Origin of the sequence: Sphingobium sp. IP1 (genome assembly GCF_002708645.1) — a bacterium.
Lineage (GTDB): Bacteria > Pseudomonadota > Alphaproteobacteria > Sphingomonadales > Sphingomonadaceae > Sphingobium > Sphingobium yanoikuyae.
Window position 1 is genome coordinate 13,246 of the sequence record NZ_NOIW01000017.1, and the last position, 21,825, is coordinate 35,070.

The 21,825-nt window shown below is 62.4% G+C and carries 12 protein-coding genes; 6 read left to right on the forward strand and 6 right to left on the reverse strand.

Annotated features, from left to right (window positions below; translation table 11 throughout):
- The first annotated feature begins 9 nt into the window (after nucleotides 1-9).
- On the forward strand, nucleotides 10-1,452 hold the full coding sequence (dacB, locus tag CG471_RS08140) for a D-alanyl-D-alanine carboxypeptidase/D-alanyl-D-alanine-endopeptidase (protein ID WP_234792548.1): 1,443 nt from the start codon (nucleotides 10-12) through the stop codon (nucleotides 1,450-1,452).
- A gap of 3 nt (nucleotides 1,453-1,455) precedes the next feature.
- Here the strand turns inward: dacB and CG471_RS08145 are convergent, their stop codons facing one another.
- Complete coding sequence (locus tag CG471_RS08145; RefSeq protein WP_099231514.1) at nucleotides 1,456-3,837, reverse strand: penicillin acylase family protein; 2,382 nt, start codon at nucleotides 3,835-3,837, stop codon at nucleotides 1,456-1,458.
- 465 nt (nucleotides 3,838-4,302) lie between these two features.
- Between CG471_RS08145 and CG471_RS08150 the strand changes: the two genes are divergently transcribed.
- Nucleotides 4,303-7,119 (forward strand): TonB-dependent siderophore receptor, encoded by a 2,817-nt coding sequence (locus tag CG471_RS08150; RefSeq protein WP_257211464.1) that lies wholly within the window; start codon nucleotides 4,303-4,305, stop codon nucleotides 7,117-7,119.
- A 249-nt stretch (nucleotides 7,120-7,368) separates the two neighbouring features.
- On the opposite strand, the gene CG471_RS08155 is transcribed toward CG471_RS08150, so the two are convergent.
- Nucleotides 7,369-9,000: an amidohydrolase family protein gene (locus CG471_RS08155; RefSeq protein ID WP_180275646.1), complete on the reverse strand. Its 1,632-nt coding sequence runs from the start codon at nucleotides 8,998-9,000 to the stop codon at nucleotides 7,369-7,371.
- Nucleotides 9,001-9,166: 166 nt separating this feature from the next.
- Here CG471_RS08155 and CG471_RS08160 point away from each other — a divergent pair, with 166 nt between their 5' ends.
- The 4 genes from CG471_RS08160 (at nucleotide 9,167) to CG471_RS08175 (ending at nucleotide 13,403) form a co-directional block, all read left to right on the forward strand.
- Nucleotides 9,167-10,051, forward strand: coding sequence for a LysR family transcriptional regulator (locus CG471_RS08160; protein ID WP_099231515.1), 885 nt, complete (start codon nucleotides 9,167-9,169; stop codon nucleotides 10,049-10,051).
- Between the two features lie 94 nt (nucleotides 10,052-10,145).
- Nucleotides 10,146-11,183: an N-acetyltransferase DgcN gene (gene dgcN / locus CG471_RS08165; protein ID WP_099231516.1), complete on the forward strand. Its 1,038-nt coding sequence runs from the start codon at nucleotides 10,146-10,148 to the stop codon at nucleotides 11,181-11,183.
- Between the two features lie 5 nt (nucleotides 11,184-11,188).
- The gene (dgcA, locus tag CG471_RS08170; RefSeq protein ID WP_099231517.1) at nucleotides 11,189-12,181 is read left to right on the forward strand and encodes an N-acetyl-D-Glu racemase DgcA; all 993 of its coding nucleotides are present in this window, start codon (nucleotides 11,189-11,191) and stop codon (nucleotides 12,179-12,181) included.
- A gap of 16 nt (nucleotides 12,182-12,197) precedes the next feature.
- Entirely contained in the window at nucleotides 12,198-13,403 is a 1,206-nt protein-coding gene (locus tag CG471_RS08175; protein WP_069337040.1) for a dicarboxylate/amino acid:cation symporter, read from the forward strand.
- A 661-nt stretch (nucleotides 13,404-14,064) separates the two neighbouring features.
- On the opposite strand, the gene CG471_RS08180 is transcribed toward CG471_RS08175, so the two are convergent.
- Genes CG471_RS08180 through CG471_RS08195 form a run of 4 tightly spaced genes read right to left on the reverse strand, consistent with a single transcriptional unit; the run spans nucleotide 14,065 to nucleotide 21,734 of the window.
- Entirely contained in the window at nucleotides 14,065-15,588 is a 1,524-nt protein-coding gene (locus CG471_RS08180; RefSeq protein WP_099231518.1) for a CRTAC1 family protein, read from the reverse strand.
- Nucleotides 15,589-15,617: 29 nt separating this feature from the next.
- Nucleotides 15,618-16,853, reverse strand: coding sequence for a dipeptidase (locus CG471_RS08185; RefSeq protein WP_099231519.1), 1,236 nt, complete (start codon nucleotides 16,851-16,853; stop codon nucleotides 15,618-15,620).
- Entirely contained in the window at nucleotides 16,853-18,976 is a 2,124-nt protein-coding gene (locus CG471_RS08190) for a penicillin acylase family protein (RefSeq protein WP_099231520.1), read from the reverse strand. Before CG471_RS08190 ends, CG471_RS08185 begins: the two co-directional genes overlap by 1 nt.
- A gap of 19 nt (nucleotides 18,977-18,995) precedes the next feature.
- The gene (locus tag CG471_RS08195) at nucleotides 18,996-21,734 is read right to left on the reverse strand and encodes a TonB-dependent receptor (RefSeq protein WP_257211465.1); all 2,739 of its coding nucleotides are present in this window, start codon (nucleotides 21,732-21,734) and stop codon (nucleotides 18,996-18,998) included.
- Between the last annotated feature and the right edge of the window lie 91 nt (nucleotides 21,735-21,825).

The window sequence follows — 21,825 nt, forward strand, 5'->3', positions numbered from 1 at the left end:
ATCCACCCCATGCGTCTCATCCTGCCCCTGCTCGCCCTCACCCTGCCGCTAACCGGCCTCTGCGCCCAGAATGCGCCGCCGCCCCTTGTCGCTGCGGTCGAACAGCAACTGGCGCAAGGGCCGGCCGGCACCCGCTATGGCCTGCTGGTCGCCACGCTGGAGGGCGAACCGATCCTCGCCATAGCGCCGGATCAGCGCTTCATTCCGGCCTCCAATACCAAGATGTTCACCACCGCCACTGCTTATGCCGACCTGCCGGCGCTGGACGCTGCGGCGCAGGGCACCGGCGTTCGACTGCATCAGGGCGACGTCATCCTTGTCGGCCATGGCGACGCACGGCTTTCCAGTGCAGACAATTGCACGATCGACTGCCTCCAGACCTTGGCCGACGCGGTCGCCGCGAAGACGCGCCATGTCCGCAACATCGTGGGCGATGACAGCTGGTTTCCCGACGAACGGTGGGGACCGGGGATGAGTTGGAACAATATCCAGTCGCGCTATGGCACTGGCATTTCCGCGCTGACGCTGGACGATAATGAAATGACCGCCTCGGTCACACCCGCCGTGCGCGGCGCCGCGCCGACCGTCACCGCACCAGCCTATTATGAAATCGACAATCGTGTCACGACCGTCTCCGGAACGGGCGAAGCGATCACAGCCGAGCGCATGCCCTATGGCCGCGTCATCCGCCTGACCGGCACGATCGGCGTGGAAGCAAAGCCCGCCACACTCCATTTCAGTATCGACGATCCGGCCCATTATGCCGGCTGGAGACTGCGCGACTTGCTCGTCGCGCGGGGCGTGAAGGTCGATGGCACAGTCATGACCCGCCATCGCCCACTCTCGCCCGCCGACGATCCGGCAATCCGCAAGGGCGCGCCCGCCGCCCAGCCGCCCGCTCCCGACATGCTCGCACAGCTTCCCGCATTGCCGTTGGCAGACGACATGCGCATCATCAACAAACAGAGCCAGAACCTCCATGCCGACCTCATGCTGCGGCGCGTGTCGCGCGCGCAGGCCAGCGGCTCGATCGCCGACGGACAGGTCGCGCTGCACCGGCTGATGACGCAGGCCGGCCTGCCGGAAACCAGCTACAGCTTCGCCGACGGATCGGGCATGTCCTCCTATAACCGCATCACCCCGCGCGCTGCCGTCACCCTGCTCTCATGGATCGCGCGCCAGCCCTGGGGCATGTCCTGGCGCCAAACGCTGCCGATCGCCGGACAGGACGGCACGCTCCGCGGCCGCTTCAAGGGCACGTTGCTGGAAGGCAAGCTGTTTGCCAAGACCGGATCCCTTAACGCCGCCCGCGCCCTTTCCGGCTATTTCATTACAAAAAGCGGCCGCACTTTGGTCTTTTCCGCTCTTGCTAACGACATGCCCGACGGCACCGACGCACAGGCCACCGCCGCCGTCGACCGCGTTTTGCTCGACATAGCGGCGGCGCTGTAAACCTCAGCCCGGCAAAATCACCATCCTGTCTACCGCATGCTGCTCCACAGCCTCGCGGCTGAACCAAAGCGGCTGCATCTCGCCAGCCAGCCAGCGCGGATAGAAATCACGATAACGTGGCGATCGCGGGTCGGCAGACTGGCCGGGCAACAGCAGGAAGCGGCTATTGTCCCACGCACCAACATCCGCGACCAGCAAATAGCTGGCGCCATGGGACACCTGATAGCCGCGCTTGGGATTGAAGCCCCGCGCCATCGGCGTGAAGCCGTCACCGCCCGATCGTCCACCTTCGATTTTCGGAAAGGCCGCTGCGATTCCTGGCAGCGACGACAGTGGATGCGCCAGCGTCACCCGATGCAGATCGCCCCAGCGCCACTGCGCCGGATCGGCTCCCCCCTGCGCGACCGCCTTCTTCCACCCGGCGATCAACGACCGCTCGATCAGCGCATCGCGCGCCAGATCGGGCACTGGCCCCAGTCGCTTGTCAGGCGCCGCCAATATCCGCAGCATTTCAAACAGGTTGACCGACGGGATAAATTCCCGCGCCGCCGCCGGCACCACCAGGTCGCGGAAGCCCGATTGCAGTTCGGGCATCACCATTTCGTAGAGCAGCGCCGCGCCGCTATCCGCCTCCAGCCCGCAATCCCAGCGTTTGAGCAATGCCGCAGCCGGCTGTGCCTCGGGCACCAGCTTTTCCGGCAGCAATTTCACGAGCGCCCGCGCAGGCAGAGACTGAACATCATGCTGGAGCGCGATGCTATCCTCGAGCCGATGCTTTGGCTGGCTGCGCAGCACTTCGGATATGCGGTCGTAGCGAAAGGGATCGCTCCAGGCGAAGCTTATGACCTTCTTGCCATAGGGATAATCGGCCGGAATATTGAGCTGATTGGCAGAGGCGAACCAGCCTTCCTTCGGGTTGTAGACGGACGGCATTTCCTCGACCGGCAATATGCCCGTCCAGTCGAAATCGCCATCGCCCGGTGCCGGGAACAGGCCGTCATGCTTCGGGCGCTTGGGCGTGAAGCCGATCGTCTGCCAGCCAGTATTGCCGTCCACATCGGCATAATGGAAATTGGTCGGAGAAGTATGGATCTTGAACGCCTGCCGCAGCGACAGCCAGTCCTTTGCCAGATTGATCGCGATAATGGCAAAGCGCATGTTCGCGCCCGGCAGCATGCTTACCGTGGCAAAGGCGGTTGCCCGCTGCTTCGCCGCATCCTGCGCCACGACCGGTCTGCCCTGCGCATAGCGCAAGGTCACCCGCTGTGTCGGCCCGTCCTTGACTGTGACCTCGTCTTCAAACGTCTCGAAGCGTTTCCACTGCCCCTTGTGCCAGTAGCGCTCCGGGTCATTCTTGTGCGTGCGCAGTATGAACAGGTCGGTCTGGTCGATATGGAAATTGGTGCGGCCAAAGGCGAAATGGTCGGTATGCCCCTGCATGATCCCCGGCAGCCCCGGCGCGCCCGCGCCGATCACGTCCAGCCCCGGCGCGGTCAGGTGGATCATGTGCCTTGGGCTGTTGCCGCCAATCCCCAAATGCGGGTCGTTCGCCAAGATCGGCCGTCCTGTTGCGCTGCGCGATGCGGCGATGGTCCAGGCGTTGCTGCCCTGCGCAAAGCGATCGGCGCGGCGCTCCGCCCGATCGAACGACGCCTCCTGGATCGCGTCGAACGGCACTGGCCGGTTCGCCGGGTCCAGCACGCCCAAATCGGCGTCGCTCACCGCCGCACAGTCCAGCCCCTCGGGCACGGTGAACGTCCAAGCCGGGCGCAGCGGTGCCATCAGTGCATCCTGCTCCAGCAACCCCTTCGCCTGCATCTGCGCGCGCCGTATCTCATCATCGGCGTCGCCCATGCCGATGCCCCGGTTGCGCACCAGGTCATGCACATCCCAGCGCAGCGGCTTCAGGTTCAATATCCCATATTCCAGCGGCATCTGTGCCGGATCAGCCTCCAGTTCAGCGATCCGCGCATTGACGCCCGCCACATAGCCCATGGCGCATTCCAGCACGCCGGCCGGCAGGCTGGCCAGTTCCGCCGCGATATCACCGCGATACAAAAACAGCCGTGCCGCCTTGTCCGCAGCCACGAAGCGCGGGCCAAAGGCCTCGGCCATGCGCCCCATGTCGCGCCGATAATCCATGTCAATCTGGAACAGCCGGTCGCGCGCCACCAGATATCCCTGCCCGAAATAGGCATCGTGCAGCGACTGCGCCCGCACATGCGGCAAGCCCAATTCATCCTCGACAATCTCGATCGGCGCCTTGGCCCCGGCTGCCTTCATCCGCAGCGACTTCCCGCCTCGCACCAACGGCCTGGCCACCAGCCCACCGGGTAAAGCGAATGCGGCCACACCGGCCAGAAGAAACGCACGACGCTGGATCAACACAGCCTCCTTGTATCTGAAAATGGGGCAACGATCGTCGACACCGAATTCTATCTGGCCATTGCATGCCGACTGGTGCCGATGGCTATAAGCTATCCCGGCTGGCGGCGAGGAATCCACCCCGCCATTCCTTCCGGCTATACCTGTATAAGATCAAAGTAATACCAAATCTATTGACCGGGCGCGACCGCCCTGTAACCTTCCCGTCATGAATCCGGCTTTTGCGTCCTTTAGCGGGCCCTGGCCGGGTTCATGATGACGGTATGGTGGGAACCGGCAAACCGACAAGACAGCCCGCCTGCGGTTATGTGATGTTATGGGTTGGATAGGGCCAGACCGGCGCAATAACGCCGCGCACGCATGAATGCGCGCAGCCCCGTCCCGTAAAATAGGGGGTTTATATCTATGCGTGATTTCAGGCGAATTCGTCGGTCCTTCGGCTCTAGCCATAGCCTTGGTCTGGCCATGACCGCGCTAGCACTGGTCCATGCAGCCCCCGCACTCGCCCAGGAGGCAGCCACGCCCCAGGACGGCACGGAAGCGCTGGCATCCAACCAGATCGTTGTCACCGGCACCCGGGTTGTGCGCGACGGCTTCAAATCGCCCACCCCCCTGACCGTGATGACGCAGGAGGCGATCCAGAACCAGTCACCGACCAACAATATCGCGGACTTGATCAACCAGATGCCCGCGCTTGCCGGTAGCACCCGTCCGTCCAACTCGCGCCTCGCCATTAGTTCGGGCCTGGCAGGCATCAATACGATGAACCTGCGCAACCTGGGCGAAGTCCGTACGCTGGTGCTGCTCGACGGCCGCCGTTCGGTGGGATCAACCATCACTGGTTTGGTCGACATCAACACGTTCCCGCAGGCACTGGTGAAGAGCGTGGAAATTGTGACCGGCGGTGCATCGGCTGCCTATGGTTCGGATGCTGTCGCGGGCGTGGTCAACTATGTGCTCGACAAGAAATATGAAGGCTTCAAGGTCAATGCCGATACCGGCATCACCGACAAGGGCGACGGTTTCAACTACAGCTTCAACGCCGCCATAGGCAAAAGTTTCGCCGATGGGCGCGGCCATATCCTGGTGTCGGGCGAATATGCCCACAAGGACGGCATTTTCCAGGTTGATCGCGACTGGAACCAGTTGGGCTATCGCACTGTCGCCAACACCGCCGCCGCCATTGCAGCCGGCGGCCCGGCAAGCCTGGTCGTGAGCGGCGCAGGCACCTGGAACACCACGCCGGGCGGCATCATCCGTTCGCAGGTCGGCGGCACGACCAGTCTGCGCGGCGTCTATTTCGGCCAGGGCGGTGCGGCCAGGCAATATCAGTTCGGATCTCTCAGCGACAGCTCGCAGACTGTTGGCGGCGACTGGGAGGTGAACGACACGTCGCGCAATATCGGGCTCGACGCGCAGGACGACCGGCGCGGCGTATTTGGCCGCCTGAGCTATCAGCTGACCGACTGGCTGGAAGTCTATGGCGAGGCGTCCTACAACTGGAACAGGACGCTGTTCAACGCTGGGCCGCAGGCCGCGACGATGACGCTCACCGGCGACAACGCCTATTTGATCAATGCCCTGGGCAGTGCGGCACTTGCCGGCGTGACTTCCGTCACACTCGGCACTTCGGCCTCCGACCTGCCCTATCGCAAGAATAACAGCACGCGCGAAGTGCAGCGCTACACCATCGGTGCGGGCGGCGAATTCCAGATGTTCGGCAACAAGGCCGTGTGGGACGCCTATGGCCAATATGGCCGCACCGACACGCATGAGCTGCTGCGTGACATCATGAACACGTCGCGCATGGCGCTGGCGACCGATGCAGTATTCGCGCCAGCGGGCAACGCCATAGGCGTGGCGGCCGGCACCATCGTCTGCCGTTCCTCGCTGACCAGTCCGACCAATGGCTGCGTGCCGCTCAACCGCCTGGGCACCGGCGTCGCCACCCAGGCGGCGATCGACTATGTGTTGGGCGATCCCTATCGCGACCAGACCTTCAAGCAGACGGTCGCGGGCATCAACCTTTCGACCACGCCCTTCGCCACCTGGGCTGGCGATGTCAGCGTCGCGATCGGCGGCGAATATCGCAAGGAAGAGGTGTCAGGCTACGTCCCCACCGAATATCAGAGCGGCTGGTCTGTCGGCAATTTCCGCCCCACTTTCGGCAGCTACAATGTCAAGGAAGCCTATGTGGAAACCGTCATCCCGCTGGGCCTGGGCGCGGAATTCAACGGCGCGGCACGTCTGACCGACTATTCGACCTCGGGTACCGTCACCACCTGGAAGGCAGGCCTGACCTGGCAGCCGATTCCCGACATCCTGCTGCGCGGCACACGTTCGCGCGACATCCGCGCGCCCAACCTCAACGAACTGTTCCAGTCGGGCACGTCGCGCACCAACACATTTGGTACCAACGCATCGGCCTATGGCAAATATGCCGGCGCCACCTTCCGCGAACTGACCACCGGCAATCTGGCGCTCAAGCCCGAAAAGGCCGATACGCTGACACTAGGTGGCGTGTTGCAGCCGCGCTTCGCGCCGGGTCTGTCGATCTCGGTCGACTGGTTCCGCACCAAGGTGAAGGATGCGATCGCACAATTCTATGCGGACGACATCGCCCAGCGCTGCAATGAAGGCATTGAGAGTTTCTGCGCCGCGATCGTCGCCGATCCGCTGGGCGAACGCGACTATTATGTGACGGCCAGCCCGTTCAACTTCGCCCAGGTCAAGGTGCGCGGGATCGACTATGCCGTAAACTATAATCTGCCGATGGACCGCCTGTTCAACAATGGGAGTTCAAGCAGCCTGACCCTGAACGGTACAGCGACCAACTATCTGGAAAATCTGGTCGACAATGGCATTTCGGTACCTGTCGACACGGTGGGGCAGAATAGCGGCCAGTCGAGCACCCCGAAATGGATTTTCCGCATGTCGGCCACGTTCGACACGCCGACCTATTCGATCACGGCGGTGGGCCGTGGCGTGAGTTCGGGTACCTACAACAACACCTATATCGTCTGCACCACGGATTGCCCGACCAGCACGGCAGCCAATCCGACGATCAACAACAACCATGTCGACGGCACTTTCTATACCGACCTCAACCTGACCACGAAGATCAAGGTCGGCGGATATGATGGCCAGTTGTTCTTCAACATAACCAACCTGTTCGACAAGGATCCGATCCTGCTGCCGGAAACCGGCCTTTCGGCCAATTCGACCTACAGCGACTTGCTGGGCCGCGCCTTCCGCGTCGGCGTGCGGTTCAAGACCAACTGAAATGGCATCATCTGCGCCCTGGAAAATGCGGAAAACAAATAGAATCTGATAATCGACATCGTCATGAGGAACGGGGTGACGGATCAACGATCCGCCACCCTTTTTCTTGCGCCCGTCCCTGGATCACCGCGCGCGCCATATTGCCATGGATAAAAGACGGATGGGATCTGACAGGCACGACCTCTTATCGGCACGAAATGCCGACCTGCGCAGGTAAGCCGATAATCATTAACGCCGGTCTTGCGACCGTCAGGAGCAGCCCGCTGCCGGCTTGGCCCGCAACAGCGCCCGCCCGGCCCTTGCGCCGGTGGTCTGGCTGTCACTGACCGCTAGCGTCCCGTTGACGAACAGCTTGGCTACCCCGACGCTGAGTTCGCGCGGGTGCACATAATCGGCACGCGGCGCATATTTTGCCGGGTCGATCACCACCACATCGGCATAATAGCCGGCTTTCAAATAGCCGCGATGATCGATCTTGTAGATATCGGCAGTGGCCCCGGTCGATTGCCGCACGAAGCTTTGCAGGCTGATGACCGGCCGCTTGCGCACATAATTCACATATTTTTCCGGGAAGGTCGCGAACATGCGGGGATGACCGTCCGATCCGTCCGACGATGTCACGATCCAGGGCTGCTGCATGATCAGGTCGACATCGCCCTGTGCCATGTTGAACGAAGCAACGCCCGTGCCCTTGCCCTTCCTGGCCGGATCGATCGCCTCAATGCTCTGGCGGATGATACGTAGCGCCGCGTCACGCGGATCGACCTGCCATTCGCTCGCCACCTGTTCCAGTGTCTTGCCCGTCCAGGGGAAGCCCTGCGCGATCAGCAGCAGCGCCCTCGCCCCACCACGCCGGCGCATATTATTCTGCATCTCATCCCGGATCTTCGCCAGCGTCACCGGATCGTCCAGTCGCTTGACCAGCGCCTCACCCCCGCCATCCACGGCCCAGCCGGGCAGCAGCGAAGCGTCCAGACTCGATCCCGACGCCAGCCAGGGATATTGATCCGCCGTGACGTCCTGCCCTGCCTTGCGCGCCGCCTCGATCTCGGCGATCACTGCCGGCGCCTGCCCCTGCACATCGACGCCCAGCGCTTTCAAATGCGCAAAATGCACGGGCATGCCGGCCTGCTGGCCGATCGATATAGCTTCCTTCACCGACCCCAGCAGACCGATATTGTAGCTGGATTCGTCGCGCTGATGCGTGTCGTAAAGGCCACCGCGGATTGCCGCCTCCCGTGCGACCGCAACCACTTCGCCTGTCTTGGCAAAACTTTGCGGCGGATAGAAAAGCCCGGCCGAAAATCCGGTCGCGCCTTCGCACATTCCCTTGGCGACCAGCGCCTTCATCCGCCCCAGTTCCTGCGCATCGGGCGCGCGGGCATCATCGCCCAGCACCTGCTGCCGCACCCGGCCAAAGCCTATGAAGGGCACGATGTTCGTTCCGATACCGGACGCCTCCAGCTTCGCCGCATCCGCCCCCACATCGGGCGTGCCGAACCCGTCAACACCGATCATCACCGTGCTGACCCCCTGATCCAGCCAGGCCGCATTGACCCGCGTCGCGGCGTCCGGCGAGCGGATGAAACTGTCGGCATGGGTATGAGCGTCGATGAAACCCGGGGCGACGATCAAGCCCTTTGCATTGATGACCTGGCCCGCCTTCATCCGCGCCGCGCGACCGACATAGATGATCCGATCGCCCCTGATCGCCACATCGCCCACGAAGGGTTCGCCTGTACCCCCATCAAAGATGGTACCGCCGCGGATCACTATGTCCGCCTGATCGCCGGATGCCGCATGGCCGATAGCGGCAATTGCAGCCAGGCCACCCGCCAGCAAAAGGGTCCGGAAGCGAGGCACGGTGGTGAAAGACGGCATGGGCAGGAAGTCCTTGGAAGGTGAGCCTTATCAGCAACATGGCCCCGTTAAGTCATGGCCGTCCAGTCCGGCCTGTTGCACCACCTATAACCCAATGTCATAGCGGTTATGCACCCACAAGTCGTTGATCCAGACGAACCGGGCCGCAGCCGAAAGGACCACGCCTGTGAACCTGCGCCAGATTGAAATTTTCCACGCCGTTTATTTGCACGGCACGGTCAGCGCCGCGGCGCGCGCACTCAATGTTTCGCAGCCTGCCGTCACCAAGGTACTTCGGCATACTGAAAGATTGATTGGTTTGCCATTGTTCGAACGAACGAATAATGGCTTGATACCCACGCAGGATGCCCGCACCCTGTTCGCGGAAGTGTCCGACATTCAAGACCGAGTGCGTTCACTGAAGCAAGCTGCGCAAAATATGCGCAACGGCCGCGGCGCCATGCTACGGTTTTCCGCTCTTCCTTCTCTTGGGTTGGGCGCAATACCCGAGGCGGTCTCGCGCTTCCTGCGAAGTCACGAAGACATCATGTTCGATCTGCAAACCCTCCATCATGACGAGATAGTGCGCAAACTGTATGAGCGGGAAACCGATATTGCCATAAGTTTCGAAGTTCCGATATCTGCTCCTGTGGCTCATCAGGTAATCGGTGAAGGCGAGTTGGTGATACTGTATCGCGAGGATGACCTGCCGGCAGCTCCAGCGCGGTTACATTTGGAAGAGCTGCGGAACAGAAAATTTATCACCCCAATAAAGAGCGGCCCAATTGGTGTGATGCTGTCCAACGAGCTGAGCCGTCTGGATGTTGAACTTGAAGAGGTGGTGTCGGCACGCACTTACTATATCGCGGCCGCCTTGGTACGCGCAGGCGTCGGCATGGCCATCGTGGACAATTTTACGGCACATGCCGCTGCTGCGCCGGGTCTTTCGAGCCGGCCACTCCAACCAGCCATAACCTTCGACATAAATGCTGTTTATCTACAGAATCGGCCGCCATCGAAAACAGCATCGGAATTTTTGGATCTGCTCTCGACTGTAATCGATAGCCTATAGCCTCAGGCTATGACCTTCATGGCCATTGATATTGGGGTCTGTGGGAAGGTGAAGATAAAGCTCTTCCTCCCATCAGCATAGGTTCGACACATCCATGATCGCCACGCCCTATCTTCTCTATCTCGGCCACAGCAATGACGAGATCGGCATCAAGACTTCGCGCGGGCTGGCGGTGTTCCGGCCCGATATCTGCGTGGGCGAATTCCGCCATGATGATTGCCGCCTGACGCTGGGCTTGCCGCGCATGGATTTCACCACCGCTTATGCCGCAGGCGCGCGGACGCTGGTGCTGGGCATCGCCAATGCCGGCGGCAAACTGGGCGAGGATCTGGTGCGTGACGCGCTCGCCGCGATGGAGGCCGGCCTCGACATCGCATCGGGCCTGCATCAACGCCTGAAGGACGAACCGCAACTGGTTGAAGCCGCCACACGGCTCGGCCGCGCCTTGCATGACGTGCGTGATCCCCGCCCCGACATTCCGGTTGGCAATGGCAAGAAGCGCGCTGGCAATCGCCTGCTGACCGTAGGCACCGACTGTTCGGTTGGCAAAATGTACACCACGCTCTGCCTCGCCCGCGCCCTCTCCGCGCGCGGCGTGCCCGCCGATTTCCGCGCCACCGGCCAGACCGGCATCCTGATCGCGGGCGATGGCGTTCCGCTGGACGCCGTAGTGGCCGACTTCATTTCCGGTGCAATCGAGCAGATTTCGCCCGATCGCCATGACGGCGGCTGGGATCTGATCGAGGGCCAGGGTTCACTCTTCCACCCCTCTTTCGCCGGCGTGTCGACAGGCCTGCTGCATGGTGCTCAACCCGACGCACTGGTGCTGTGCCATGATCCGATGCGCCAAAGCATGCGCGGCCTGCCCCATTACACGCCGCCGGGCCTATCCGACTGTCTGGAGGCCAATCTGCGCACCGCGCGTCTCACCAACCCCAATGTCCGCGTCGTTGGCATCGCGCTCAACACCTCCGCCATGGTGGAGGCTGACGCGCTGGCGCTCTGCGCCCGTATCGGCGACGAGTTCGGCTTGCCCTGTTCTGATCCCTATCGCATGGGCGTGGAGTCGATCCTCGACCGGCTGCTGGACACGGACGCTGCGACGAGCGCCCCTGCAACCAAGACTGCATGAACCCCATGGCTCGCACGCTGACGGCTTTGGGAGAAAGCTTCCCCCTCGCCACCCCTTTCCGCATCTCGCGCGGGGTCAAGACCGCCGCTGACGTCGTTACCGTCACCATTGCGGAAGGCGGCGTCACCGGCCGGGGCGAATGCGTCCCCTATCCCCGCTATGGCGAAAGCGTGGAGAGCAGCATCGCCGAGATCGAGGCGATCCGGGAAGCCTTGGAAAGCGGCATAGATCGCCGCGCCCTAATCGACCTGCTGCCTGCCGGCGCGGCGCGCAACGCGGTCGATTGCGCCCTTTGGGATCTGGAATTACGACTGGCGGGTAGCGACCTCGCCACGGCGATAGGCCTTGCCCGGCCGCTCCAGCCCATCGCCACGGCGATGACCGTGGGCCTCGATACGCCTGAAGCCATGAGCCTGGCTGCCGCCGCGCTTGCCGACGTGCCACTGATCAAGGTCAAGGTCGACCGGACAGATCCCGCCGCCCAGCTCCGCGCCGTCCGCGCCGCTGCGCCCACGCCTCGCATGATCGTCGACCCCAATGAAAGCTGGACGATGGCGGAGGTCAGCGACCTTCAGTCGCTGATGATCGACCTGCGTATCGACCTTCTGGAACAGCCGCTACCCGCAGATGAAGATGGCGATCTCAACGGCTTTACCTCCACCATCCTGATCGCCGCCGACGAATCCATTCATGTTGCTGCCGATCTCGACAGCCTGCCCGACGGCTATGGCGTTGTGAACATCAAGCTCGACAAGGCCGGCGGCCTGACCGCCGCGCTCGATCTCGCGCACGCGGCGCGCACCCGTGGCCTTGGCGTCATGACAGGCTGCATGATCTGCTCATCCCTCTCCATTGCGCCGGCCTGGGCCATTGCGGCAGACAGCGCCTTTGTCGATCTGGACGGACCGCTCTGGCTTTCGGCCGACCGGAACGATGGCGTGACAGGAGATCGCGGGCATCTGTTGCCCGCGCGACCGGGCTTCTGGGGCGGGCTGTAACTGTAGCATGTCAGCCATGATCCACCGCTGGTTTACCATTCCCCTCTGGTTGCGGGTATTGGGCGGGTTGCTCGTCGGCGTGCTGACGGGGCTTTTCTGGCCAGCCGCTATTCCCTGGATAGGCGCTGTCGGCGAACTCTTCGTCCGGCTGATCCGCATGCTGGTTGTCCCGATTGTCTTCGTGTCGATCGCATCAGGCGTCACGGCTCTCGCTGATCCGCGCCGGCTGGGATCGGTAGGGGGGCGTACGGTCCTCCTTTTCGCCTTCACCACCGCCTGCGCCGTCTCCATCGGCATGGTGCTGGGATTGTTGATCGAGCCCGGCATCGGCACAGCACTGGGCAAGGCGGTGCCCCATGCACTGGGGGAAGCGAAATCGCTGCATGATCAGCTGATCGGCATCGTACCTGTCAACATCGTCCAGTCGCTCGCCGAAGGCGACATGCTCGCAATCATCTTCTTCGCCATGCTGTTCGGCTTCGGCGTCATTCTGGCCGGGGACGAAGGGCGTCCCATGGCCAATATGTTGCAATCGTCCAGCCGCGTGCTGTTTCACCTTGTCCGTGTCGTCATGGAAATCACGCCCTTCGGCGTCCTTGCGCTGATTGCCAAGGCCGTGGCGGACAATGGCGTCGCGGTCTTCACCAATATCGGTTGGCTGGCGCTGTGCGTGCTGCTGGGCGTGATTGCGCAGATCATTTTCATCCACCTGCCACTCATACGGCTGGTCGCCCGCCTGTCGATCCGTCGCTTCTTCCAAGCAGCCGTGGATCCTTTGCTGGTTGCCTTCTCGACCGCCTCTTCGGCAGCGACATTGCCTGTCGCGCTGCGAGTAGCACAGGCAGAATTGCACCTGGATTGCGCCACCGCGTCGACCGTGTTGCCCATTGGCGCCAGCATCGGCAAGGACGGCACCGCCATGTATGTCGGTCTGCTCAGCATCTTTGCTCTGCAGGCGCTGGGCGTACACCCAGATCCGGCAATGCTGGGGATTATGCTACTAACCGGCGCATTGGCCGCGTTCGGAACCGCGCCGATCCCGTCTGCATCTCTGTTCATGCTGGCCGCTGTGCTGTCGGCTGTAGGCGTTTCGCCGGAACAGACGGCGCTTGTGGTCGGCTTCGTCCTGCCGTTTGACCGACTGCTCGACATGACGCGAACGGTTGCTAGCGCGAGCGCGAATTTAGCAGTCACAGCGGCTGTTGCGCGCAAACAATCCTGACCTGTCCACACCGATTGAACAGCTGGCTGTAGAGCATTGGGCGCCATCGCCACCACATCGCGAAAAAGTTGGAGCTATCGGAACCGGAGGCTGGATATGGCAGTGTTGCCCTCGCCTGGGGCTGTGGCCGGCAACCCAGGCTGCCCATCGGGCGGACGGTGTAAGACTTCGATCAGCACCTTTGCTTCTGTAAGGCTGCAGATGTTTACGCCATGCGCAGTTCGTCGGTAGATAGCCGAGGAGCAGCATCCGGAACATGAGTTGCGGATCGAGCAAGGGACGGCCTGGCTCGCCGAAGAAAATGGACTCGGCATCTCCCAAAAGCTGCCAAGATCGACAAACCGAGTGCAAACTGCTTCCCGGCGCTCAGCGGCACCATCATTTGGGCGGGCCTGTAGATAGACAAAGTAGCAGGTAGAACGTCGAAACGAGGGTTGATCATGGTCTGATACGCGAGTTGGATGCCGCCAGGACCCTCGCGCCCAGCACGCGCGGACGCCCCGCAAAGAGTTCAACTGCTGGCAGTGGCGATTAGAGACCCACGTGGGGCGCGTCCCATCCCAGCACGAACCGGCGCATGTAGAAATTCGCCAGCAACGGTGAGATGGGTGAGTCTTGCGGAATTTTGACCGAATTCTCTTCCCGCCAATTGACTTTGAGCTCAGGGCTTCTGGCGAACGTCCAGCACACGCCCCCGATAATCGGCAGGCCGGACATTGTTGATCCACTGCACCTTGCGCCCTTGCGCGGTCAGCCAGGTGACGGCGACCGAGACCTTGTCCATGGACGCGAGGCCGAAATGCAGCGGCGTCACGCTCTGCGCGCCATAGCCGCCGCCGGTCGACACCATGCGGGTCGCCAGGATGCGCTTCTTGCCGTCATAAAGGCGCACTTCGGTGCCGGGTTTGGCCGGCCGGCCCTTCGCGTCCAGCGGCATGATGTTGATGGCGCGTGCCGCCTCCGCGGCCGGCATGATGTTGCGGAACAGGAAGTGGCCGCCCACCGCGCTGTAACCATGGGTCACGCTCAGGTCGATCGCGCCATCGCCGTCATAATCCACCCATTCGACGCCATGGTCGCCATCGTTCAGGATCGGATAGCGATCGATGACATTGACGAAGCGCTTGCCGCCTTCATTATGGAACAGCGACACGGCCGGCACCTGATTGGGCGTCTTGCCATGATAGGAGGTGATGTAGAGGTCGAGGAAGCCGTCATTGTCATAGTCGCCCCAGGAAGCGCCGACGGCATGGTTCTCGACATCGAGGCCCATCTGCGCCGCGACATTGGTGAAGCCGCCCTTCCCGTCATTCTTCCACAGGACATTCTTGCCATAATTGGGCACGAAGATATCGAGCAGCCCGTCATTGTCGAAATCGCCCACGGCGCAGCCCACGCCGCCCTCTTCCTTCGCACGACCCGGCATATCCATGCCCAGCTTCGTTGCGACATCGACGAAGCGGTCGCCTTCATTATGATAGAGGGCATCGGTCTGGCCCGACTGGTTGGCCAGGAACAGGTCCAGCTTGCCGTCCTGGTCATAATCCAGCCAGCAGGCCCCCACGGTCGATTTGAACACGGTCGGGTCGGTATCGGCCATGATCTGGCTGAAGGCGCCGCCATCGTTGCGATACAGGCGGTTCTTGCCGATCCGGTCGGTGGCATAGAGGTCGAGATCGCCGTCATTGTCGACGTCGATCCAGTTATTCTGGCGCGACGCACGGCCCGGATCGACCATGGTCAGGCCAAGCTTGTCCGCGACATTCTCGAACCTTTTGCCCTCGACATTGCGGAACAGCGCACTTGGCTTGGCCGGCAGCGAGGAGCCGGCAAACAGGTCCAGCCAGCCGTCGCCATCATAATCGGCCCAGCTGATCGCGCGGAATTCGCCGCCCGATACCGGCAGGCCCATCGCCTCCCCCACCCGCACGAACGTGCCATTGTCATTGCGATACAGGTGGATCGCGCCACTCTTCATCGTGACGGCAAAGTCGAGATCGCCATCCTTGTCGAAATCGGCCCAGGCATTGGACAGGGAGCCCGCCTCGGCGAACAGGTCACGCTGGACCGCTTCGAACCGCTGGCCGGCCGTCGGGGCCTGCGCAATCGCCGGGGCGCCCGCGATCGCCGCCCCGGACAGGAGCAGCAGGGCCAGTTTCGCGCGCATCGTGCTGGAGCTATTCACGGCAGTTCCTCTTTATCGTCGGGTGCAAGTCAGTTGGTGAAGGGGATGGCGGGGACAGTGCCGGGCTCCGCGCCTGCCTGTGCCGCGCGCAACACGCGCAGGGCGTTGCCGCCCCACAGGCCGGCAATATCCTCAGCCTTGTAGCCCGCCTTGAGCAGCGCGGCGGTGACCTTCGGGAAGTCGGTGATGTCACGGAATCCCTCGATCCCGCCACCGCCGTCAAAGTCGCCGCTGATGCCGATATGGTCGATTCCGACCAGCTTGATGGCATGGAGGATATGCTTCATCAGATCATCGAAGCTCGCCTGGGGCACCGGCCACTTCGCGTCGATTTCCTTGCGCTTCGCGATCAGGGTACGTCGTTCTGCTGCGCTCATGTTGGTGCGCGACATGAAGCCGGCCATCAGGTCCTTGAGCGCTGCCTCGCGCTCGGGAATCTTGGGCGTTGCGATCATATAGGCGTTGAAGGCGTTGATCTGGATGACCCCGCCCTTCTGCGCAATCAGCTTGGCTTCGGCGTCGGGAATGTTGCGCGGATGGTCGAACACGCCGCGCATGCCCGAGTGCGAGAGGATGATCGGCGCCTTCGACAGGGCGACCGTCTGGCGCACCACTGCATCGGATGCATGCGACAGGTCGATCAGTATTCCCAGGCGATTGGCCTCCGCCACATAGGCCTTGCCAGCGGGGGACAGGCCATTCCATTCCGGCTTGTCGGTCGAACTGTCGGCCAGATCGTTATTCTTGGTGTGGACCGGGCTCATCATCGTGACGCCCAGGCTGCGGAAGGCAGACATCAAGCTGATGTCGCGCTCGAACGGATAGCCATTCTCCATGCTCAGGAACACGAAGCGCTTGCCCTGTTTCACTGCGGCTTCGGCATCGTCGGCGGTGATGGCGAGCGCGAAGCTGTCGGCATGTTTGGCGATCATCTCGCGGATCTGCACGCCGCGCCGGATGGCGAAGTCGCGCGCGGCGCGATCGCCATCGGGCGTGCGCGGGCCGGACGCGGTGAAGATGGCGAAGAAGCCGCCATCCACGCCGCCATCGACCATGCGGGGAAAGTCCACCTGATCGCCGTCCCTAGCCTCGACATGGCGGTCCATGATGTTCCATTCCGGCCGCCCCAGATTGGCTGGCGTGTCGAAATGGGTGTCGAGCACGATCATCCCCTCATGCGCCTGGCGCGCATCCGGGGTGGCGAGCGCGGGAAGGCTCACGCTCGCCAGCAGGAATGAACCGATGGTCAGGACTGCCTTGCGCATCAGTAGGCCGTCCGGTCTTCGACATGGGCTTCCACATCCTTGCGGTCGATCCACAGGGTGCGCAGCTTGCCTTGCGACAGATAGGGCAACTGATCGCCCATATGCCTGGAGCCCGGCTGGCTGGAACTGCCATAGCTCATCAGCCCCATGGCCTTGAGCGGCGTGCCAAACTCGATCATCGCAACCCAGGTTTCGCCCGCGCGCGGCTTGCGCTCGCCATTCTTCATCGGCTCCCAGGTGATGGTGCGGAAGATGCCGGTATTGCCAAAGCCGCCATTGCCCGGAACGCTTGTGTCGCCGACGCGGAAACGGGATACCTCGCCATAGGGCCGGTCGACCGCGCCATAGAGCTGCTTGGTCTTGGCGACCGCCTGCTTGAGCATCGCGACCGCAGCCGCCGGGTCCTTCAGGCCACGGGGCGTCTGCAGCGGGTCGTCGATCGTCCACTTCACCGCATAATTCTTCTGGTCGGTGAAATTGTTGGGCGAAAAGATCGATGCCCAGGTTTCGAACAGCAAGGCGCCCCGCGCATCAGCGGTATCGCGATGATCCCAAGCCTTCAGCAGGTCGATGGCGGTGCGGATATCGGGGTCGCTATTGCCCTGCGCCGCCTGGACCAGTTCCGGGATCATTCGGTCGGCCATCAGCGACCGCATCTCGTGCTTCTTGGCGACGAACTCCTCGAAACTGAACTTGGGCCCTTCGCTCAGCAGCTTGACCGACATCTGCGCGCGCTGGCTGACGGGGCCGACATTGGCGACATAGGCCGGGAACGCCTTGGGATCGAGCACCCGCGGCCAGGTCGACAGCCATGGCGGATCATTGGCGTTCTGCACGAAGCCGGACACCGGGTCCTTCACCTTGGGCATCTCGTCATAGCTGTGCACGTCGGTCCACAGCGTCTTCGACGTGTCGCCCGCGACCGGCTTGGACCACATCTTGACGTCGCCCTCGGCATGTTTGGGCAGGATGCCATTGTCCAGATACAGGATATGGCCACCCCGGTCGGCATAGACGATGTTGAACATCGGCACCTGCATCTGGCGCAGCGCCTTTTCAAAACCCGCCCAGTCATGCGCCTTGCCCATGTCCAGATATTGCTGGAGCACGCCGGGACGATCGAGCCCGGCCACCTTGACCGCGACCGTCACCTTGCCGCCGGGCAGGTCGAATACCGGCCCCTGCACCGCATAGCGCTGGGTGAAGGCCACGGTCTTGAGCGAACCGTCCGCTTGGCGGACCTTGTAGCTCTTCTGCGCGGTCCTGAACGCCGTCTTCTTGCCGTCGAACATATAGCCGCCGTCGGCCAGCGTCAGCGCATAGCTGGTATAGCCCAGCATCGTGTTCACCGTATTGGTGAAACCCAGATCATTGTTGAAGCCGAAACGCATCACCGGCAGGCCAACCTGGGTCGCCCCGTAAATGGCCATGCCCGGCGCGTTGATATGCGCCTCCATATAGGTCAGCGGGCCTGGTTCCCAGGGCAGATGCGGGTTGGCCAGCAGCATCGCATTGCCGCTGGTCGTGCGCGAAGGCGCGACCGCCCAGGCGTTCGATCCGCCCGCTTCGTTGGTATCGGGGTTCACCAGCACCCGACGGTCCGACGCGATATACTGGAAGTTCATCAGCTTGTGGGCGTGGGTCATGATGTCCACGCCGGTCAGCGGCAGAACCTGGCGCACCTCGGGGTCCAGCTTGTCCATATTCGCCTTGGCATAGGCGTTGACCCCGGCCGCAAAGGCGTCGAGATCGGCGCGCATCTGCGGCGTCTGCTGCTTGTACCAGGCCAGCCCCCGCGCGGGCACGTCGTTGCCGATCAGCCACTCATCCTGCTTGGCGAATTCCTCGCCCCAATATTCCGCCGCCTTCGCGCGGGATTCCCCGTACATGCGCAGCAGGATGTTCCCGTGATTATGCGCCTGGGCATAACCAAAGCCATAGAAGGCCGCCGCCTCGGTCTTGCCATAGACATGGGGGACGCCGAAGCTGTCCCACAATATCTCGCCGCCGCCAAAGCTGGTCTTGCTCGCAGACTGGGCCTCCGCCCCGCTGCCCATGGACACCGAAGTGCCCACGGCCAGGGTCGCAAGGGCCAGCGTCAGTCCCGCTGCTACCGAACGCATCGATCAATTCTCCCCGATATTAGAAATTGACCGACACGCGGCCGTAGTAGAAACCGCCGGTAAAGCCGAAGCCACCGCCGGTCGCGTAGAAGCCCGAGCCGTTCGCGGCCGATGTGTTGGCCTCGTCACGCAGCGGGTAGACGTTAAACAGGTTGTTCGCGCCGACACTGACGTTAAAGCGCTCGCTCGCGTTCCAGGTCAGTTCCATGTCGGTGATGTATTTGGCGCCGAACTCCGCATCCTGCGACACCGTGTTGCCCTGGCTCTTGAAGGCGCCATAGCGCACGAGGCGGGTACTGAGCGAAAAGTCGTTCCAGGTCGTCACATTGCCCAGGAACAGCTTGGTCAGCGGCAGGTTGGTCGTCATGTTCGCCCGCGACGCACGGTCGAACAACTCGCTCTGCAACGCCGCCAGTTCGACCGGATTGTCCTTCACCTTGGTCAGGATGGTCTTGTTGTAGTTATAGCCCAGATTCCAGTTCATGCTCAGGCCATCGATAATGCCGTGACGATAGGTCGCGACCACGTCGATGCCCCGCGTGCGGGTGTCGATGGCGTTGGTATAATATTGTGCGCTCATGAAGCCGGGAATGCCGCTGGCGATCAGGATCGGCGACACTATCGAGTCCGGCAGAGTAGAGGTCAGAGTGATACGGTCCTTCACCTTGATCTGATAGGCATCGACCGTGATGTTCAGGCCCGACATGGGCTTGAGCGCAAAGCCGGCCGAGAAATTGACCGATTTCTCCGGCGTCAGTGGTTCAGCGCCCAGCGCGATCGCCGCTGCCGACTCGACGGGCAGCGTCTTGATCTGCAACAGCACGGATTCGCCGTTGACGTTGCGGAACTGGCCGGTGGTGGCCGCGTAGATCTGCTGCGCCAGCGCCGGTGCGCGGAAGCCGGTGCTCGCCGCGCCACGGAAGGACAGCCAATCGGTCACCGCATAGCGACCGCTGACCTTGCCGATCAGCGTATCGCCGCTAGCATCGTCATAATGTTCATAGCGAACCGCCGCGCCGATCGTCACGTCCTTGTTAGGATCGTAGGCGACGTCGAGATAGGCGGCCAGGTTGTTGCGGCTGATACTGCCGGCGTCTTCGGGCGTGAAGCCCGCCGCTCCGGATGCGCCGGGCGTGGGAACGCCCAGGCTGGAGGTATAGGTGCCTGCCAGATAACTGGCCTCCTCGCCTTCCAGTACCGCATAGCTTTCATAGCGATGCTGCAGCCCCCCCGACAGCTGCAGGTTGCCGCCGCCGACATCATAGCCGCGGGTCAGATCTAGCGAGTTGACCCACTCCTTGGACATCAGCGTGCCGACATAGAATTCGGTCTGGCTCGTCGGCCCGATCGATGCATTCAGCGTGTTGTCGGCATTTTGTCGCGAGCGGTTCTTGCCGAAAGTGGAACTGAGGTCGGCGTCCCAGCCCCCGATCGTCCCCTTCACGCCCAGCGCGAACTCGAAATCGGCCTCGCTGATGACCACGCGCGGACGGAAGCCATTGGGATAGATTTCCGGCAGCGAGTTCGCGTTGGACGGTGTGCGATAGGTGTAATTAAGGTCGGATTCGCGCTCGCTGTACGTGCCGAACGAATAGAGCTCTAATTCGCCGAAATTATAGCCTGCGCTATAGCCCAGGTTCAGGCTGACCTGCGGCATGGCACCGTAATTGTAGGTGACCAAGCGGCTGATCGTCGCTTCGCGCGGGTCCGGCTGGCCATTGACCAGCGGATAGAGACGGATGCTGGACGAGATCGGCTCGGCGCGGTTCGACGCCAGTTGCTTCTTTGCGCTGGCGGACAGGTTGATATAACCCTCCTGCCCCAGCTTCGCGCCATAGTTGACGTCTGCGCGATACAGCTCACCGTCACTGCGATCGAAATTCTGGCCGGCCGAAAAAGAGGCTGATCCGCCTTTTGCATCATCCTTCAGGATGATGTTGATGACGCCGGCGATCGCGTCCGACCCATATTGGGCGGCTGCACCGTCGCGCAGCACTTCGATATGGTCGATCGCCGCATTGGGGATCATGTCCATGTCCGCCGGCACGGAGCCCTTGTAAAAGGACGACACGGAGTTGATCAGCGACGTCTTGTGCCGACGCTTGCCGTTCACCAGGATCAGCGCCTGGTCGGGGTTAAGGCCGCGTAGACCGCCCGTGGCGATGACTGTGGACGTACCGCCGCCCGCTCGGGTCGGCAGGTTGAAGGATGGCACCAGCGTGTTGAGCGCGGCCAGCACGCCCGCCTTGCCCGTGCGATTCATCTCGTCGCCGCCGATCACGTCGATCGGCGTCGGGCTGTCAGCAACTGTGCGGGCCTGGCCGCGCGACCCGGTCACGACGATCTGCGCGGCCTGATCCTCTTCGGCCGCTTGCGGCAAGCCGGCGGCGGCAACGGGTGCGGCGCTAGCCTGCATCGCGAAGGGAAGAGCGGTGACGCCCAGGCTCGCGACTTCGACGGCGCGGCCCTTGTGTGCCTGGGCGTTCAGTGACAGGGCGATGACATTGTTGTTCGACAGCGTGATCTTCAGCCCCGATCCGGCGATCAGCCGTTGCAGCGCGACATCGGGCGCCATCTTGCCGTTGACCGACTGGGCATGCAGGCCGGCAACCTGATCATAGGGGAAGAGAAGCTGGATGCCCGATTGCTTGGCGAAGAGCGTCAGGGCCGTCTGCATCGACTGGGCCGGAATCTTGAACTTCGCCGGTTCGGCTGCTACCACCGTCTGGGTGCTGAGGGCAACGACTGTTGCGACCACGCACAGAGAAACATTCCGAAAATTACGCGACATCATATCCCCCGTGAAATGATTGGGCTGCGAAATTATTTGCCCGTCGGTGGTGGATACG

Excerpts from the sequence above, each read along its gene's own strand:
- dacB (WP_234792548.1), top strand. The coding sequence starts at position 10 with ATGCGTCTCATCCTGCCCCTGCTCGCCCTCACCCTGCCGCTAACCGGC.
- CG471_RS08150 (WP_257211464.1), top strand. The coding sequence starts at position 4,303 with ATGACCGCGCTAGCACTGGTCCATGCAGCCCCCGCACTCGCCCAGGAG.
- CG471_RS08155 (WP_180275646.1), bottom strand. The coding sequence starts at position 9,000 with ATGCCGTCTTTCACCACCGTGCCTCGCTTCCGGACCCTTTTGCTGGCG.
- dgcN (WP_099231516.1), top strand. The coding sequence starts at position 10,146 with ATGATCGCCACGCCCTATCTTCTCTATCTCGGCCACAGCAATGACGAG.
- dgcA (WP_099231517.1), top strand. The coding sequence starts at position 11,189 with ATGGCTCGCACGCTGACGGCTTTGGGAGAAAGCTTCCCCCTCGCCACC.
- CG471_RS08175 (WP_069337040.1), top strand. The coding sequence starts at position 12,198 with ATGATCCACCGCTGGTTTACCATTCCCCTCTGGTTGCGGGTATTGGGC.
- CG471_RS08185 (WP_099231519.1), bottom strand. The coding sequence starts at position 16,853 with ATGCGCAAGGCAGTCCTGACCATCGGTTCATTCCTGCTGGCGAGCGTG.
- CG471_RS08190 (WP_099231520.1), bottom strand. The coding sequence starts at position 18,976 with ATGCGTTCGGTAGCAGCGGGACTGACGCTGGCCCTTGCGACCCTGGCC.